17 protein-coding genes and 2 pseudogenes are annotated in these 14,966 nt (G+C 62.6%); 11 read left to right on the top strand and 8 right to left on the bottom strand.

Features of this window, described 5'->3' with window-relative positions:
• Nucleotides 1–132 precede the first annotated feature (132 nt).
• Nucleotides 133–780, top strand: coding sequence for a ferredoxin Fer (fer, locus tag NGM68_RS05460; protein WP_252700633.1), 648 nt, complete (start codon nucleotides 133–135; stop codon nucleotides 778–780).
• 75 nt (nucleotides 781–855) lie between these two features.
• Here the strand turns inward: fer and NGM68_RS05455 are convergent, their stop codons facing one another.
• Nucleotides 856–1,212, bottom strand: a complete 357-nt coding sequence (locus NGM68_RS05455; protein ID WP_252700632.1) for a winged helix-turn-helix domain-containing protein — start codon at nucleotides 1,210–1,212, stop codon at nucleotides 856–858.
• A gap of 119 nt (nucleotides 1,213–1,331) precedes the next feature.
• Here NGM68_RS05455 and NGM68_RS05450 point away from each other — a divergent pair, with 119 nt between their 5' ends.
• From NGM68_RS05450 to NGM68_RS05440, 4 genes and pseudogenes are all read left to right on the top strand, one after another.
• The gene (locus NGM68_RS05450; RefSeq protein WP_252700631.1) at nucleotides 1,332–2,033 is read left to right on the top strand and encodes a competence/damage-inducible protein A; all 702 of its coding nucleotides are present in this window, start codon (nucleotides 1,332–1,334) and stop codon (nucleotides 2,031–2,033) included.
• A 293-nt stretch (nucleotides 2,034–2,326) separates the two neighbouring features.
• Entirely contained in the window at nucleotides 2,327–3,469 is a 1,143-nt protein-coding gene (locus NGM68_RS05445) for an ATP-NAD kinase family protein (protein ID WP_252700630.1), read from the top strand.
• Between the two features lie 290 nt (nucleotides 3,470–3,759).
• A pseudogene (locus NGM68_RS18320) lies at nucleotides 3,760–3,867 on the top strand (AbrB/MazE/SpoVT family DNA-binding domain-containing protein); the annotation flags it as partial.
• A complete protein-coding gene (locus NGM68_RS05440) occupies nucleotides 3,841–4,761 on the top strand; it encodes a PhoU domain-containing protein (protein ID WP_425493614.1) in 921 nt (306 codons plus the stop codon). The pseudogene NGM68_RS18320 and the gene NGM68_RS05440, both read left to right, overlap by 27 nt.
• Nucleotides 4,762–4,796: 35 nt before the next feature.
• Here the strand turns inward: NGM68_RS05440 and NGM68_RS05435 are convergent, their stop codons facing one another.
• Together NGM68_RS05435 and NGM68_RS05430 are read right to left on the bottom strand one after the other, a co-directional pair.
• Nucleotides 4,797–5,168, bottom strand: coding sequence for a DUF7528 family protein (locus NGM68_RS05435; protein WP_252700628.1), 372 nt, complete (start codon nucleotides 5,166–5,168; stop codon nucleotides 4,797–4,799).
• A 191-nt stretch (nucleotides 5,169–5,359) separates the two neighbouring features.
• The gene (locus tag NGM68_RS05430; RefSeq protein ID WP_252700627.1) at nucleotides 5,360–6,580 is read right to left on the bottom strand and encodes an LEA/WHy family protein; all 1,221 of its coding nucleotides are present in this window, start codon (nucleotides 6,578–6,580) and stop codon (nucleotides 5,360–5,362) included.
• 213 nt (nucleotides 6,581–6,793) lie between these two features.
• Here NGM68_RS05430 and NGM68_RS05425 point away from each other — a divergent pair, with 213 nt between their 5' ends.
• From NGM68_RS05425 to NGM68_RS05400, 6 genes are all read left to right on the top strand, one after another.
• Nucleotides 6,794–6,979 carry a DUF7525 family protein gene (locus NGM68_RS05425; protein ID WP_252700626.1) on the top strand — a complete coding sequence of 62 codons (186 nt, stop codon included), beginning with the start codon at nucleotides 6,794–6,796 and terminating at the stop codon, nucleotides 6,977–6,979.
• A gap of 67 nt (nucleotides 6,980–7,046) precedes the next feature.
• Nucleotides 7,047–7,271, top strand: a complete 225-nt coding sequence (locus NGM68_RS05420; RefSeq protein WP_252700625.1) for a DUF7123 family protein — start codon at nucleotides 7,047–7,049, stop codon at nucleotides 7,269–7,271.
• 80 nt (nucleotides 7,272–7,351) lie between these two features.
• Entirely contained in the window at nucleotides 7,352–7,786 is a 435-nt protein-coding gene (locus tag NGM68_RS05415; protein WP_252700624.1) for an SRPBCC family protein, read from the top strand.
• Nucleotides 7,783–8,670: a carbon-nitrogen family hydrolase gene (locus tag NGM68_RS05410; protein ID WP_252700623.1), complete on the top strand. Its 888-nt coding sequence runs from the start codon at nucleotides 7,783–7,785 to the stop codon at nucleotides 8,668–8,670. The genes NGM68_RS05415 and NGM68_RS05410 overlap by 4 nt, the downstream gene beginning before the upstream one ends.
• A 473-nt stretch (nucleotides 8,671–9,143) precedes the next feature.
• Complete coding sequence (gene purF, locus NGM68_RS05405) at nucleotides 9,144–10,616, top strand: amidophosphoribosyltransferase (protein WP_252701382.1); 1,473 nt, start codon at nucleotides 9,144–9,146, stop codon at nucleotides 10,614–10,616.
• A gap of 124 nt (nucleotides 10,617–10,740) precedes the next feature.
• Complete coding sequence (locus NGM68_RS05400; RefSeq protein WP_252700622.1) at nucleotides 10,741–11,004, top strand: hypothetical protein; 264 nt, start codon at nucleotides 10,741–10,743, stop codon at nucleotides 11,002–11,004.
• A gap of 18 nt (nucleotides 11,005–11,022) precedes the next feature.
• Here NGM68_RS05400 and NGM68_RS05395 read toward each other — a convergent pair whose 3' ends face one another.
• The 5 genes and pseudogenes from NGM68_RS05395 to NGM68_RS05375 all read right to left on the bottom strand — a co-directional run bounded on the left by NGM68_RS05395 (nucleotide 11,023) and on the right by NGM68_RS05375 (nucleotide 14,707).
• The gene (locus NGM68_RS05395) at nucleotides 11,023–11,217 is read right to left on the bottom strand and encodes a dihydrofolate reductase family protein (protein ID WP_252701463.1); all 195 of its coding nucleotides are present in this window, start codon (nucleotides 11,215–11,217) and stop codon (nucleotides 11,023–11,025) included.
• 28 nt (nucleotides 11,218–11,245) lie between these two features.
• Nucleotides 11,246–11,566, bottom strand: a pseudogene (locus NGM68_RS05390) (dihydrofolate reductase family protein); the annotation flags it as partial.
• Between the two features lie 69 nt (nucleotides 11,567–11,635).
• Nucleotides 11,636–12,199, bottom strand: coding sequence for a DUF420 domain-containing protein (locus NGM68_RS05385; protein ID WP_252700621.1), 564 nt, complete (start codon nucleotides 12,197–12,199; stop codon nucleotides 11,636–11,638).
• Nucleotides 12,200–12,380: 181 nt separating this feature from the next.
• Entirely contained in the window at nucleotides 12,381–13,055 is a 675-nt protein-coding gene (locus tag NGM68_RS05380) for an HD domain-containing protein (RefSeq protein WP_252700620.1), read from the bottom strand.
• 221 nt (nucleotides 13,056–13,276) lie between these two features.
• Nucleotides 13,277–14,707, bottom strand: coding sequence for an MATE family efflux transporter (locus NGM68_RS05375; RefSeq protein ID WP_252701381.1), 1,431 nt, complete (start codon nucleotides 14,705–14,707; stop codon nucleotides 13,277–13,279).
• Between the last annotated feature and the right edge of the window lie 259 nt (nucleotides 14,708–14,966).

Below are 14,966 nucleotides of genomic sequence, written 5' to 3'. Positions count from 1 at the left end.
AGGTTCGAAGCGAGCGTCTTGAAGACTGCGCTCGACCGCCGATGGCGAAGATTTCACCCACAGGCGTCGGGACAACCGGCGGGTTCGACCGTTTGGAAAAGGTATTCAACGCCGATGCCGCTAGCAGGAGATGTGGAGTCCCCGTTCGAGGTGCTGCGGATCGATCCCGACGCCGACGAGGCGGAAATCGAGCGCGCATTCAGACGGCGGGTCAAAGAAACCCACCCCGACCACGGCGGGTCAGTACGCGAGTTCAGAACGGTTCACGCCGCCCGTGAACAGCTGCTCGAGGGCGATTCGACGCCAATCGACGCCGATCGCCTCGATCCCGACGCTGATCCGGCGGCGACCGCGGAATCCCCGCCAGGAGCGACCGCCTCCAGCGTCCGCTACCTCAACTACGACGTCCTCGCCGACTACGGCTGGACGCTCGAGGACGACGACGTATTCGAGAAGGCCGACGAGGCCGGTCTCGAAGCACCGGACTACGGCCAGTTTCGCGTCGACCCGAACGAGACGCTGCTCGAGGCCGCGGAGGACGAGGGGTTCAAGTGGCCCTTCGCGTGTCGCGGCGGCGCGTGTGCGAACTGCGCCGTGGCGATGGCCGACGGCGATCTGTCGACGCCCGTCGATCACATCCTCCCCGAGGAGATGCTCGAGCGCGGGATTCGGCTCTCCTGTGTCGGCACGCCGACGACCCAAAACGCATCGGTCGTGTACAACGTCAAGCACCTCCCGGAACTCGACGAACTCAGATTGCCGCCGCGACCGTTCGAGTGATCGCGTGTAACTCGTTTCAGTTGCCACTCCGCAGTCGTACCCACCCGTCCCCGAAAACGCACCCCCGAAACCAGTCTACCCGCGCTGGTCTTGCAACTGATTTTTCGCCTCCGTTCGTCGTTTCTGAGAGAACTGCGGCTCCTCCGCGGAGAAATCGACCTCGATCTCGTCCAGCGTCCGCCGGTAGATGTTCGTCCGTCGCCCCTCGTTCGAGAGCTGTCGCCCCTCACACTCGAGCAAGCCCGCGGCGACGAGTTCTTCGATCCGCCGGTAGCACGTCGCAATCGGGATCTCGATGTCCTCGCTCAGTGCCTGTGCCGATTTCGGGGTTCCCGCTGCACAGAGTATCTCTGCGCTGTACTTGCTCCCGAGTGCCGAGAGGAGCGCATCCGATTCACCATCGCGTTGAGTTGTCCAGCCACCACGTGACATCCGTATCACTGCCATTCTAATTATCAGAATTGAATCTTGTGGCCCAAACGACGGTCTCTTTATATACCATTTCGTTTTGCGACGAGATACCTTTCTTCCACCAGCCCCAACTGGCGTGTATGCACGTCGCCATCGTCACCGTCGGGGACGAACTCCTCGCGGGACGCACAACGAACACGAACGCCACCTGGCTCTGCGGACGACTCGACGAGCGCGGCGTCGACGTCGAGCGCGTGACCACCGTCCCCGACGACGTCGGTACGATCGCCCGCGTCGTCAACGAGTACCACGCCGAGTACGACGCCGTCATCGTCACCGGCGGCCTCGGCCCGACGCACGACGACGTGACGATGCAGGGCGTCGCCGCCGCGTTCGGCCGGTCTCTCGAGTTCAACGAGGACGCCATGGCGTGGCTCGAGGCCGAAGGCGGCTACATCCGTGATGACCTGACGGAGGGGACGGCAGAGATACCCCGAGGCGCGCGCCCGCTCCACAACGACGAAGGGGTCGCGCCTGGGTGTGTCATCGGTTCGGTGTACGTCCTGCCGGGCGTCCCGGCAGAGATGAAGGTGATGTTCAACCGGGTCAGTGACGCGTTCAACGGCGCCCCTCGCTACCGAGAGATCGTCGTCGTCGACGAGCCAGAAAGCGCGTTGCTCGACCGGCTCGAGACGGTACAGGAACGATTCGACGTCACCGTCGGGAGCTATCCGGGTGGCTCGGTTCGAATCGTCGTCCAGAGTCGGGAGAAAGGTGCTGTCGAGGAAGCGACACAGTGGCTTCGCGAGCGCGTCGACGTCGTCGACGACCTCGAGGGATAACGCCGGCGACCGTTAGCGGTACAGATACAGCATCCAGAACGCCGTAATCAGGAGGCTGATGAGGAGGACGCCCCAGCCAGCGATCACCATCGGGAAGTCGGTCTCGAGAACCGCGTACGTGAGTTCTATCATACGTGAGCCTGTGTTGGGGCCCCTCTTAATTGTTCAGAAAACAGCGTCAGTAACCGACGACTGCAGTCGTGGCTTCCGTCCGTATCTCTGCGAGTTCGATCAGGCCCAATCTCGAGCGACAAAGCCACACGGCTTTTTTGCCGGCCCCCGAAGCACCGCGCATGGAGACACTCGGGGTCGTCGTCAATCCGATCGCTGGCATGGGTGGACGCGTCGGGCTCAAGGGTACCGACGGGAAGGTCGACGAGGCGCGCCGCCGCGGGGCCGAAGCGCGCGCCCCCGACCGCGCACGCAAGGCCCTCAAGGCGCTCGCTCGTCGACGGCCGGAGCTTACTGTCTACACCGCCGCCGGCGAGATGGGCGAAGACGCGGTTCGGGCGGCCGGATACGAGCCACGCGTCGTCTACCAATCGGCCGGTGATGGTGACGGCGACCCACACGACACCACTGCCGACGATACGAAAGCCGCCGTTCGGGCGTTCCTCGAGGAAGGCGTCGACCTCGTTCTGTTCGTCGGCGGCGACGGGACGGCCGTGGACGTGGCGTCGGTTCTCGAGGAGACGGCTGGCGAGAAACGCGAGGTGTCGAACGACGAGGATGCGACAACGGCAGACGCGGACGACCGAACCCCAATGCTCGGCGTCCCCGCGGGCGTCAAAATCTACTCGTCGGTGTTCGGCGTGACGCCCGCCGACGCCGGACGGATCGCCGCGGAGTTCGACCGGGTCGAGGATCGTGAGGTCAACGACATCGACGAGGACGCCTATCGCGAGGGCGAGGTGCGCGCTGAACTCAGAGCCGTCGTCCCCGTCCCCGTCGCCAGCGGCGTCCAGTCGAGCAAACAGCTCTCGGGCGGCAGCGTCGAAACCCTCGCCGAGGGATTCGCCCGCGATATCGACCGCGAGACGACGTACGTCTTCGGCCCCGGCAGCACCGTCGGTGCGATCGAATCCGCGCTCGGGATCGATCCCTCGCCGCTTGGTGTCGACGTCTGGCGCGACGACGAGGTGCTCGCGCGGGACGCCAGCGAATCCGAGATCCTCGAGGTGCTCGAGGAACCGGTCGTGATCGTGGTCTCCCCCATCGGCGGCCAGGGGTTCGTCTTCGGGCGGGGCAACCACCAGATTTCACCCGCGGTAATCGATCGGGCGGCCGACATCGAGATCGTCGCCTCGACGGAGAAACTCGACGCTCTCGGCACCTTGCGGGTCGATACCGACGACGAGGAACTGGACGAGGAGTTGCGCGGTTGGACGCAGGTGCGGACGGGGCGATTCACGACGCGGCTGTTGAAAGTCGTATGATCGCTCGAGGCAGAAACTCGAAGCCAGAGTAACGCTCACTGGTAGTGATTTTTCGTCTTCGAACGGACAGCACGCCGTCCCTTCTCGAGGTCGAGAACGCCACCGTCAGATGCTGCACCGCAGCCAGGAGAACGCACACCGTTCGGTCGCGTATAAGGTCGGCCTTGAGTCAACCACGACACACTAGGCCACACAAACAGCGTTTAACGAATACTGTGTGTATAGTCAGGACTAAGGTTCGACGTCGCCTACAGCGGTTCATGGAAACGCGGAAAGTGCAACGGCTCGGGCCGTCAACGCTGGCGATGACCCTCCCGGCGGAGTGGGCTAGCGAACACGGCGTCGAGAAAGGCGACGAGGTCTCGCTGCGCATGGGCGGGAAAGGCACGCTGACGGTCATGCCCGAATCGGCGAGCTTCGAAGAGACGGAGGCGATCATCCGAACGGACAACCTGGACGCGGACGCCGTCGAACGCGCGATCGTCGCCCAGTACGTCCTCGGGCGGCGAGTCATTCGCATCGAGTGTACCGACGGGGCCCTCGAGTCGGCCCACATCAACGCCGTTTACCGCGCCGAAACGCAGCTCATGGGGCTCGGCGTCATCGAGGAGACCCCCGAGAGCATCTCGATCCGGTGTTCGGTCGACCCCGAGGACTTCACCCTCGACAACCTGCTCGAGCGCCTCGAGCGAACCGGGCGGACGATGCGTGGGGAGGCGATCAAGGCCCTCGCCCACGGGAATCCCGACCTCGCTCAGCGCGCACTCAACCGGGAGCGTCAGGCGAACAAGATCTTCGTCCTCCTGCTTCGACTGATCTTTACAGCCTACCAGAATCCGTCGCTCGCCCGCGCAGTCGGCCTCAAATCGGGCTTCCCGCTGATCGGCTACCGATCGATCGCGAAGAACCTCGAGCTGACTGCCGACAACGCCGAGGACATCGCCGACATCGTGATGGAAGCCGAGGGCCACACCCTGAACGTCGATAGCTCGGTGATGCGCGAGATTCGCGAACTGACCGAGGAGGTCGACGAGATCACGGCCCTCGCCGTCGAGTCGGCGGTCGAGCGCAGCTACGACAAGACGATCGAGGCGCGAAAACTGTTCCACGACATCTCCGACCGGGAACGCGAGATCCTCGCCGGTCTCCCGGAGATGCAAAACGAGGATCTCCTGCAGGTCAGGGAGGTGCTCGTCAGCCTCCAGCAGACAGCCCAGTACGCCATGCGAAACGCCGAAATCGCGGCGAATCTGGCGCTGAACGAGGAGTCCGAGCACACGACCATCAAGTGATCTGATCCGGCGATCCCCCGCGTACTTTTGGACAACTACCTCTCGTTCTTTCGAGCGATCAGCGGCCGACGACTCATCACGCGGCAGTTGAACGCGGGGTGTTCGGCGAAGTGACGAACGACGAGGTGTCGCCTCGAGCCGGTGATCCCGTGTTGGCCGATCGCCTCGGCGTCGATACGGGCGGGTACCTCCCGGTACAACGACTCGAGGTCGCCGAACGAATCGAACACTTTCCGATTGCCCGCAGACTCGGCACCACGTCGTGAGACGACGTACGAGCCGTCCTCGCGGTGGGTACCGGTCGTATAGACGTACTCACGGCTGGTGGTCAGCGCCTCGCCGATGGCCGACTGCAAGGCAATCGCCTCGGCTCGGGTGAGTTCACGGCTGGTGTCATCGACACGCAACTGAACGCCATCGCCGTCGGTAGAACGAACGGTAACAGCCTCGAGCGTATCGGGCGAAGAATCGCCGTCCTCGTCGCTGGCGGTACTACTCGAGAAGAACCCGATCAGGAGCGGATGAACTCCGTGGCATACCCCTGCGTTCAGGGCGCGCCATCATAGTCCTATCGCTGACTGGGGAAAATGGACGTGGGTCACAGCGTCAGTGGGAACCCATCGTCGTCCTCGTCCTCGTCCTCGTCCCCGCCATCGTCGTCACCAGTGTCGTCTTCATCTCCGCCGTCGTCCCCGGTTCCGGAGTCGTCGGAATCGTCGTCGTCAGTGTCGTCATCTCCCGTTTCGTCGGTATCGTTTCCTTCCTGATCAGTGCCGTCGTCCGTACGCGTCTCGTCATCGCTCGAAGCAGATCCATCCTCGTCGCTCGAGGCCGACGTCTCATCGTCGGCCGAGTCGTCTTCCTCGTTCCCCCAGATATCGGTCTCCACCGTCTCCTCGTAGGTGAGCGACTCGAGCGGTATCGTGATCGTCGTCCCCGACGCCAGTTCGAACGTGGCGACGAACTCGATGCGCAGTTCGGAGACCTCCTCGTTTTCGACGTGGGTCACCCACCAGTCGTCGAGATTGTCGTTTTCGATGCGCGTCACCGTCTCGACCGTCGTCTCACGGCCGGGCTGGAGGACGTACTCCCGGTTGCTCTCCCCCTCGCCGATGACCACGTCGTTCATCGTGATCTCGTAGCCGAGTTCGGTCATCGGCACCGCGTAGCTCTGTGGGTTGTAGATGTCGAATTCGAGTTCGAGTTCGGTGTGACGCTGGTCGACACCTCCCCACTGCCCCCGTGTGCGGTTGACGTAGAGGAACGGATCGTCGACGACCGGCCGTTCAGCGTTGACCGGCCGCGTCTCATCGGAGTTGAACGCCGAGAGGAGATCCGTTTCGACCGTTTGTTCGTCCGTGATCCTCGTCGATCGATCGAGAACGCCACTCGAAACCGTCGCGTCGATTTCGACGTGCGTCTGTTCGTCGTTCTCGATGTGGGTTACCCACCACTCGGGAATACGGTCGTTTCGCATCTGCGTCCGGAACGATTCCGTCGAGGTTCCCGGCTCGAGCGTAATGTCCTCACCGCCGCCGTCAGCCATTTCGATGCCGTTCATCGAGACAACGAACTCGGCGTCGACGTCCGCCGAACCAGCCCCGACCGGGTTCGGATTGTGGATGGTCATATCCGTCAGGATCTCAGTGTGTTCGTCGTCAACCTCGCCAAACTCGTTGTCGACTGACTCGAGTCCGGGAATGCCGATGACACCCGCGGCGAACGCTCCGCCTACAGTGACGACGAGGGCCAACACGAACGTGCCGAGGATGCGAAACACACTCCCGAAAAAGATCGATTTGATCGTCTGGATACCCATACGTTCGTCTGAACCACCATTTCGGTCTCGAGTTTGTAAACCTCTAGGTTCAGTGTAGGCCGTTTTTTGGTGCTGCTCTCCGGCACGAACGCTCTCAGGCAAGGATTGCGATGAGCGATGAGCAGTGACTGGAACGCGAACACGAAGGCTACCAAATGGAACCGACTGACCCGAATGGGTGCAATTAAGAGCGTCCCGTCACAACGCGTCAGTATGGCAGACCACACACAGACGACGGACAAAGGGCTCGGACTCGGACTGGTGTTCGGCCTTCTCGCGGTACTCGGTGCCATCGTCATGCTCACGACCGCTCCACAGATCGAAGCGGCCTGGGGCTTTGCCGCAGCGATAGTTTTCGGCGCGCTCGCGATCGTCGGGATGCACGTCAACTGGAACTGAGTCCAGCCGTTCACGAGGGCAGCACTCAAGAGTTAAGGCTACAGACACCCTACTGTAGATACGGACGATGACCGACTACTCCGAGGAAGAACAGCGGATCATCTCGTACCTTCGTGAGAGCGCCGCTCGCGGCGAGCAATACTTCCGCGCAAAAAACATCGCCAATGCGATCGGCCTCTCGTCGAAACAGGTCGGCGTTCGCCTTCCCCACCTCGCGGAGAAAACGGACGACATCGACATCGAAAAATGGGGCCGAGCGCGCTCGACGACCTGGAAGGTCACCTTGAGCTAACGAACCCATTACGCTATCGAGTCCTGCCATTAGGCACCAATCCACCGGCTTTTTACCGTTTGAGTCACCCAGAGAGAGATATGACAGTCCGGGTCGACCGTTCGTTCGAGTTGCAGGCCCCACCGGAGCGCGTCTGGGCGTTCATCGCCGATCCGGAAAAACGCGCACGGGCGATTAGTGTCGTCACCGACTACACGGCTATCGACCCGGAGGGACGAAAAGCCACCTGGCACCTGAAGGTGCCCCTGCCGCTCGTCACCCGAACCGTCGACGTCTCCACCGAAGACGTCACGCGGCGGCCACCGGAGTACGTCAAATTCGTCGGGCGCTCGTCGCTGCTCGACGTGACCGGCGAACACGAGATCGTCGAAATCGACGGCGGAACACGCCTCGAGAACACCTTCGTCGTCGATGGCCACCTGCCGGGCGTCGAACGCTTCTTCAAGCGAAACCTCGACAGTGAACTCGACAATCTCAAGCGGGCGCTCGAGCGTGATCTCGAGGAAAGCACATGACCAGACAGGAGACGAATCGGGGCGGGACGGCGGAACGGCGGACGAACACCCACGCTCACGCCAACGCCATCCCCGGTACGATCACCGTCGGGCTTGCCCAGCTCGCCGTCGAATCAGGCGACCGCACGGGCAACCTCGAACGTGCTCTCGAGGCGATCGAACGCGCGAGCGAACGCGGAGCCGACCTCGTCGCCCTCCCCGAACTCTTCACCGTGGGCTACTTCGCGTTCGATCGGTACGCAGCCTCCGCAGAGCCCCTCGAGGGTGACACGATGTCCCGCCTGCGCGAAGCAGCCATCGAACACGACGTCGCCCTGTTGGCAGGCAGTTTCGTCGAGGATCTCGCCGCAACGGAGGCCGACGAGACGCCGGCGAACGAGGGGTACGCGAACACCAGTGTGCTGTTTTCGGCGGACGGCACGCGCGAACTCGTCTACCGAAAACACCACCTCTTCGGCTACGACTCCGCGGAGACGGAACTGCTCGTTCCCGGTGAACGAATCGACACCGCGACCGTCTGTGGGATCACCGTCGGCGTGAGCACCTGTTACGACCTGCGCTTTCCCGAACTCTACCGCCAACTGATCGATCAGGGGGCCGACCTTCTGCTGGTTCCGAGCGCGTGGCCCTATCCCCGACTCGAGCACTGGCAGACGCTCTCGCGTGCTCGAGCGATCGAAAATCAGTGTTACGTCGCCACCATCAACGGCTCCGGGACGTTCGAGGACGCCACGCTCCTCGGGCGCTCGACGGTGTACGATCCCTGGGGAACCGTCCTCGCCTCGAGTGGCGACGACCCCACGCTCGTGATGGCTGAGATCGATCCCGACTCGGTGGCAGCGGTTCGCGAGCGGTTCCCGGCACTTCGGGATCGGCGGTTCTGAGACCCCGAGCCTGACCAACCCCGGCTGGCCGCGACCACTGACTTTTTATTCGTCTACCACCGACCTATGCATTGCCGGTTACAGACGCTTTTCACGTCACGACCGGCACTGCGCGTCGTCCCGGCCCGCCACGGCTCGTTCCCGGGGACGAGCCACACCACCCACTCCTCGCCTCGTTTCACGGTCGGACGAAATCGTCGTCCTCGAGCATGCTGTGACTGTGCTGTGTCTCACCGAGTGAACACTAGTGGCGAACACGCTCGAGGTGGTGACCACCACAACAAAAACGGACTTTGAGAATCCGCGGGCTCCGGGCGCCGTGCCGGTCAAATATCGCCTAGGTATACACCACCATGCATACATCATTCGTTGAGAAAAGCGATACGAGCACAAACACGGGGGATTTTTATCGGCTGCCGCCACTAGCTCTCACCATGACTGATGGGCGGGGCGAGACACCCCGGCGAACAGGAATGACCGAGAAGTGCGGCGTCGTCGGCATCGCTTTCGACGAGCGCGATGCGGCACGGCCGCTGTACTACGGACTCTACGCCCTCCAGCACCGCGGCCAGGAGTCGGCGGGAATCGTCACCCACGACGGGTTTCAACAACACAGCCACGTCGAGATGGGACTGGTCGGGGACGCCTTCGACGAGGGCGACCTCGAATCGCTCAACGGCTCGGCCGGGATCGGCCACGTTCGCTACCCGACGGCAGGGAGCCTCGACTCCTCCTGTGCACAGCCGTTTTCGGTCTCGTTCAAATCCGGCTCGCTCGGCCTGAGCCACAACGGCAACCTCGTCAACGCCGACGAGATTCGGGACGAACTGGCGGGCCTGGGCCACGCGTTCACCTCCGACGGCGACACCGAAGTGATCGCCCACGACCTCGCACGCAACCTCCTCAACGAAGACCTCATCCGCGCGGTCAAACGTACGATGCAGCGGCTTCACGGTTCGTACTCGCTGACGATCATGCACGACGAGACCGTGATGGGTGTCCGTGATCCACAGGGGAATCGGCCACTCTGTATCGGCAAACTCGAGGACGGCTACATCATCGCCTCCGAGTCCGCGGCGATCGACACCCTCGACGGGGAACTCGTCCGGGACGTCCGTCCTGGCGAACTCGTCGTCCTCGAGGCGGACGGATCCGGTTTCGACTCCTACCAGTTGATCGACGCCGACCAGACCGCCCACTGCTTTTTCGAACACGTCTACTTCGCTCGCCCGGACTCCCAGATCGACGGGACGCTCGTCTACGAATCACGACGGAAACTCGGGCGCGCACTCTGGGAAGAAAGCGGCGTCGAAACCGACGTCGTGATGCCCGTCCCCGACTCCGGGCGGGCGTTCGCCTCGGGGTACGCCGACGCCGCCGACGAGACGACCGCCGACGGCGAGCCCCGCGCCGAAGACGACGAGGGCGTGGAGTTCGCTGAGGGGCTAATGAAGAACCGCTACGTCGGGCGGACGTTCATCATGCCGACCCAGAACGAACGCGAGCGGGCCGTCCGGCTGAAACTCAACCCCATCACCTCGACAGTCGAGGGCAAGACCGTCACCCTCATCGACGACTCGATCGTTCGCGGCACGACCTCGACACAGCTCGTCAGCCTGCTCAAAGACTGCGGGGCCGAAGAGGTGCACATGCGCATCGGTGCCCCGCCGATCGTCGCCCCCTGCTACATGGGGATCGACATGGCCACCCGCGAGGAGCTGATCGCCGCCGACAAGTCGATTCCCGAAATCGGCGAGGCCATCGACGCCGACAGCCTCGAGTACCTCTCCCCCGACGCCGTCGCCGACGTCCTCGAGACCGACCGCAGCGACCTCTGTATGGGCTGTGTCACCGGCGAGTACCCCTACGACATCGACGGGGAGCCGACAGACCGCGACGTGACCCGGCCAAGTATCGGTGGGGCGGCGCTCGAAGCTGACGACTGAGGACTGACGTTCGAGCGGGGTAGCAAGGATGGTTTTACAGGCTCGACATCGCCGTATACAGCAGGCCCTCGCTAGCTGACCGTTCTGATAAAACTTATACAGCTCCGTCAGGAGAGACGAAACAATGTACCCAGTCGATGCCGGAATGCACGGCTACCTCGGTGTACAGGCCGCCGTGTTCGTCCACGTCGTCCTCACGCTCGCGGCCACTGTTGGTCTGTGGTGGCTCGTGGTGCCGACGAACCTGACTGTCGTCGTCTTTCTCGTGGTGGGAGCCGTGCTGCTGGTACCGTTCTGGCCGGTGTACGCGAGGCTGCATCCCGAACACGAGGGGGAAGACGCAGACGACGGTGAGTCAGGAACCCTCCGTGACCCATTCGAGTCATAAAACGTCAGTTCACATCGCTTACTCGAGAACCTCGTAGCGGTGTTCGACGATTCCAGTGTCGTGAGACTCGGTTTCGAGTAATCGCAGTCGTTGTCGGTCGTACTCGCCGGCAAAGAGCGAGATCCCCTCCCTGAGGAGAACCGGGACGAGGAACAGTCGAAGAACGTCGATTTCTCGCCCCCCGCAAAAACGCCTGGGCGAGCTGTGCACCACCTACCAACCAAACGTGCTCGTACCGTCGTTTAAGTTCGGTGGAGAGAGCGGTCACGGCACCGTCGACGAACTCGACCGCTTCGGTAGCCGGCTGGAGCGTCCGATGAGTGAACACGTACGTCGGTTTGTCCCTATACGGCCACGCATCGAAGCCGAGAACTTGCTCGTACGTCGTCGCTCCCATCACGAGACAATCGACAGTCTCGAAGAATGCGTCAAATCCGGCATCATCCTCGGCACTGCTCGACCCCGAGTGAAACTCCTCGAGCCAGTCGACACCTCCCTCCTCGTCAGCGACGTATCCGTCGACGCTCGTCGCGATATAAAGGGTGACCTGACCGGTTTCCATACAGAACAGAACGGTACGAATCAGCTAATAGACAGTCCCAGTAGGGACGATTCACGCACTCACACACGATCAGTACAGCACGTGCAACAGCACGTAGACGACGACGCCGAGGGCGAACGAGACGAGCCAGAGCGAGGCGGCGATCCGACCAATCGTCGGGTGGCGCGTCCGGCTCAGTTCGCTCACCGGATGACTCAGTGCCAGCAACAAGACGTAGTAGAGCAACGGGATACAGATCACCGCCAGCAGGATGTGAATCGCGAGCACCGGGAGGTAGACGAACCGTTCGATCGTCTCCGGGCCGGGGAACGGCTGGGAGCCCCCGAGCGCCACGAGGCGGTACAGGTAGAGAACCAGAAACGCCCCGAAGAGGGCAACAGAGGCGACCATCAGAACGCGATGCCGGTCGATGTCCCCATTCCGAATCGCTCGCCACCCGGCAGTTATCGTCACGATGGCCGTGAGGCTGATGAGGACGTTCACGGTCGGGATCACCTCGAGTACCCACTCGGGCGGCGTCGGTACCGCCGACTGGGGAATCACGCCACCCGCGGCACTGAAGACCACTGCGAGCGACAGCACCGATAACACGCCCGTCAGGACGGGCACCCGCTCTCGAGACACGTATCTCATGGCACAGTCTCCGTAGTCATGGGTGAAATCGGTGGCGTTTGCGTCGCCGAGTAACGATCCGGTTCGAACCAGCGTTCTCACTCTTGATCGCCTCTCCAGTTTCGTTCGAAACCGTGGTCATGGTCGTGGTCGTGGCCGTAAACTCGAGGAAACGACGAAACGCCCGAATCGCACGCGCAGACTACTCGCCCATCGCGGCAATCTCGTCCTCGAGCCACTCGCTGAACCACTTCACGCGCTTGAGCCGACGATGAGCGATCCCGTCGGCGGTGTCGCTCCGCACCCTCGAGGCGGCGTCCAGCCCGCGCTCGAGGACGCGCTCGACCATCTCGTCGGCGTCCATGTGCGTGCGGGCTTCGTAGCCCATCCGCAGCAGCATCAGGGCCGTGCCGTTCGCCCCGATCTTATCGAGCAGGTCGGCTTCGATCACGCACTGGGTCTCGAGCGAGAGATCGGTGAGGTCACCCTGGTAGGAGTGGTACTCGATCGCACGGGTCACCTGCGCGATGAACGACTCTGGGAAGTCACCCTGGGTCTCGAGGTACTTGCGGGCGACGCGCGCGCCGGCCTCTGCGTGGAGCTCCTGGTCGGCCTCGAGTTTGGCGACGTCGTGGAACAGCGCGGCGACGCGCGTGACGTCGGGGTCGGCACCCTCGTTCTCGGCGATTTCGACCGCGAGGGAAACGACGTTGAGGATGTGGTTGTGGCGGTACTCGGCGGAGTGCCAGGGGTACCACCGCATCCGGCCACCTTCGCTTTCCTTCTCGACGCTCGCCGAGAGGTACTCGAAGACGAACTCCTGCATCGCCTCGAACTCCTCGTCAGTGACCGTCGTTTCGGTTATCTCGACACCCACGATAGATCCCTCCGCAGTAAACGAATGCTAGTCATTACACGGATATTGGGTTGATTCACTCTTTAGCCTTTGGTTCGTTCACCTGTTCGGAGACAGGGTGAACTCATCCGTTCACGAGTCTCGGAAACTCGGGATTTGAATGCGGCAATTGGCGTGATGGGACGACATCACCGACGATCAGCGATCACCAGGTGGGACACCCGACCATCAGAACCCCATCGTCAGTCGGTCGAGGGTGGTGCTGGCGTCTCGAGGTCGTCTTCGACTTCAGGAACCGATTCGCCGTCTTCGTCGCGTTCGCCGTCTTCTCCGTCCGCGTCGTCCTCAAGAATCGACTCCTTCCACGTCCCCCGCGTGAAGTACGCCAGCGCCGCAATGGCACCGACGACGTCGCCAACGACGACGCCGATCCAGATGCCCGTGGTGCCCCAGCCGGCGACGAAGATCAGGTAGTAGCTCACGGGCACGCGAGCGATCCAGAGCGTGACCACCGAGAACACGAGCGCCGTCTTCGTGTTGCCCGCGCCGCGGAACGCCCCGAGGAAAACCTGCAACACGCCCATAAACACGAACATGGCGGCGGCGATCTGCAGGTAGATACTGCCGTAGTGAATCGTCTCGGCGGTGCCCTCCTGTCCTGACGTCATGAACACGCCGACGATCGGTTCGGGAAACAGGAACGCGATCATCCCGGCACCGAGCATGATCACCGCAACCACGCCCGACGCGACCCAGGTCGCTCTCTCCGCCCGATCCGCCTTGCCGGCACCGAGGTTCTGGCCGACAATCGTGTCTGTTGCCTGGCCCATTCCCATCGCAGGGAGGAACGCCAGCGAGATGAGGCGATTGCCCAACCCGTAGGCCGCGACGACCGCCGGCGGGAACGTCGCCACCATCGCCGTCATCGTGATCATGGCAAGGGAACTCATCGACTGCTCGAGCGCCGTCGGCACGCCCAATCGGGTAATCTTCGAGACGTACTCGAGACGGGGAACGAGGTGATCTGGTTCGATTTCGGGGCCGACGTCCGTGTAGAACAGGATGTAGAACCCGATCGCAGTTGCTACGCCGCGGGAGAATACCGTCGCGATTGCAGCGCCCTGGATCTCGAAGCGGGGGAACGGACCGACGCCGAAGATGAGCAACGGGTCGATCACGAGGTTGATGACGACGCTGACGGCCATCACCCGCATTGGTGCGCGGGTGTTTCCGTACCCCCGCATTAGCGAGACGAAGATGAAGAAGCCGAACAGGAACGGCATCCCGAGGAAGAAGATGCGCATGTAGTCGGCCGCCAGGGGAATGACCGTTGCCTGCGTCTCCGGATCGGCCGGCAAGAGCGCGAGCATCGGATCCGTGACGAAGTAGCCGAGAACGCCGAGAACGATCGCGACGATCGAGATGAACGAGAGCGTCTGGCCGGCGATGAGGCCGCCTTCGCCGCTTTTGGCACCCGTGTGCTGGGCGATGAGGATTGCACCAGCGGCGGTGAACCCGCCTCCAATCGATATCAGGAAGAAAATGAGGGGAAACGCGAGGCTCAACGCCCCAACCGATTCTGGGGAGAGCGCCCCCAGCCAGAACGTGTCGCCGACGTTGTAGGCGACTTGCAACAGCTGGATGACGACGAGTGGCCACGCGAGGTGGAACATCGGCCGAATGAGCGATCCTTCCGTGAGGTTGCCTTCGGTGCTCGAGGCGGTGTTCACCTTCGAGTCCGTGCCGAAGTCCGTGTCCGCGTTCGAGTCCGTACCCGCATTCGTACCAGTGTCCGTGAACGACTCATCACTCGAGGAACCCGACGCTCCCGAGTCCGTCGACTCCCCGGCGGGAGAGCGACGAGAATCGTCCTCGGAAGTCATTACGAACCGAAATAGCGTTCCACCTACTTGAACACTCGTAGGAGATGAT

This window comes from Natronosalvus vescus (assembly GCF_023973145.1).
In the GTDB taxonomy this organism is placed as follows: Archaea; Halobacteriota; Halobacteria; order Halobacteriales; family Natrialbaceae; genus Natronosalvus; species Natronosalvus vescus.
This window is presented reverse-complemented; position numbering and strand designations above follow the sequence as displayed.

Bases quoted from the DNA above. Each gene is read 5' to 3' on its own strand.
- NGM68_RS05455 (WP_252700632.1), bottom strand. From the start codon at position 1,212: ATGTCACGTGGTGGCTGGACAACTCAACGCGATGGTGAATCGGATGCG.
- NGM68_RS05450 (WP_252700631.1), top strand. From the start codon at position 1,332: ATGCACGTCGCCATCGTCACCGTCGGGGACGAACTCCTCGCGGGACGC.
- NGM68_RS05445 (WP_252700630.1), top strand. From the start codon at position 2,327: ATGGAGACACTCGGGGTCGTCGTCAATCCGATCGCTGGCATGGGTGGA.
- NGM68_RS05440 (WP_425493614.1), top strand. From the start codon at position 3,841: ATGGGCGGGAAAGGCACGCTGACGGTCATGCCCGAATCGGCGAGCTTC.
- NGM68_RS05430 (WP_252700627.1), bottom strand. From the start codon at position 6,580: ATGGGTATCCAGACGATCAAATCGATCTTTTTCGGGAGTGTGTTTCGC.
- NGM68_RS05425 (WP_252700626.1), top strand. From the start codon at position 6,794: ATGGCAGACCACACACAGACGACGGACAAAGGGCTCGGACTCGGACTG.
- NGM68_RS05420 (WP_252700625.1), top strand. From the start codon at position 7,047: ATGACCGACTACTCCGAGGAAGAACAGCGGATCATCTCGTACCTTCGT.
- NGM68_RS05415 (WP_252700624.1), top strand. From the start codon at position 7,352: ATGACAGTCCGGGTCGACCGTTCGTTCGAGTTGCAGGCCCCACCGGAG.
- NGM68_RS05410 (WP_252700623.1), top strand. From the start codon at position 7,783: ATGACCAGACAGGAGACGAATCGGGGCGGGACGGCGGAACGGCGGACG.
- purF (WP_252701382.1), top strand. From the start codon at position 9,144: ATGACCGAGAAGTGCGGCGTCGTCGGCATCGCTTTCGACGAGCGCGAT.
- NGM68_RS05400 (WP_252700622.1), top strand. From the start codon at position 10,741: ATGTACCCAGTCGATGCCGGAATGCACGGCTACCTCGGTGTACAGGCC.
- NGM68_RS05385 (WP_252700621.1), bottom strand. From the start codon at position 12,199: ATGAGATACGTGTCTCGAGAGCGGGTGCCCGTCCTGACGGGCGTGTTA.
- NGM68_RS05375 (WP_252701381.1), bottom strand. From the start codon at position 14,707: ATGTTCCACCTCGCGTGGCCACTCGTCGTCATCCAGCTGTTGCAAGTC.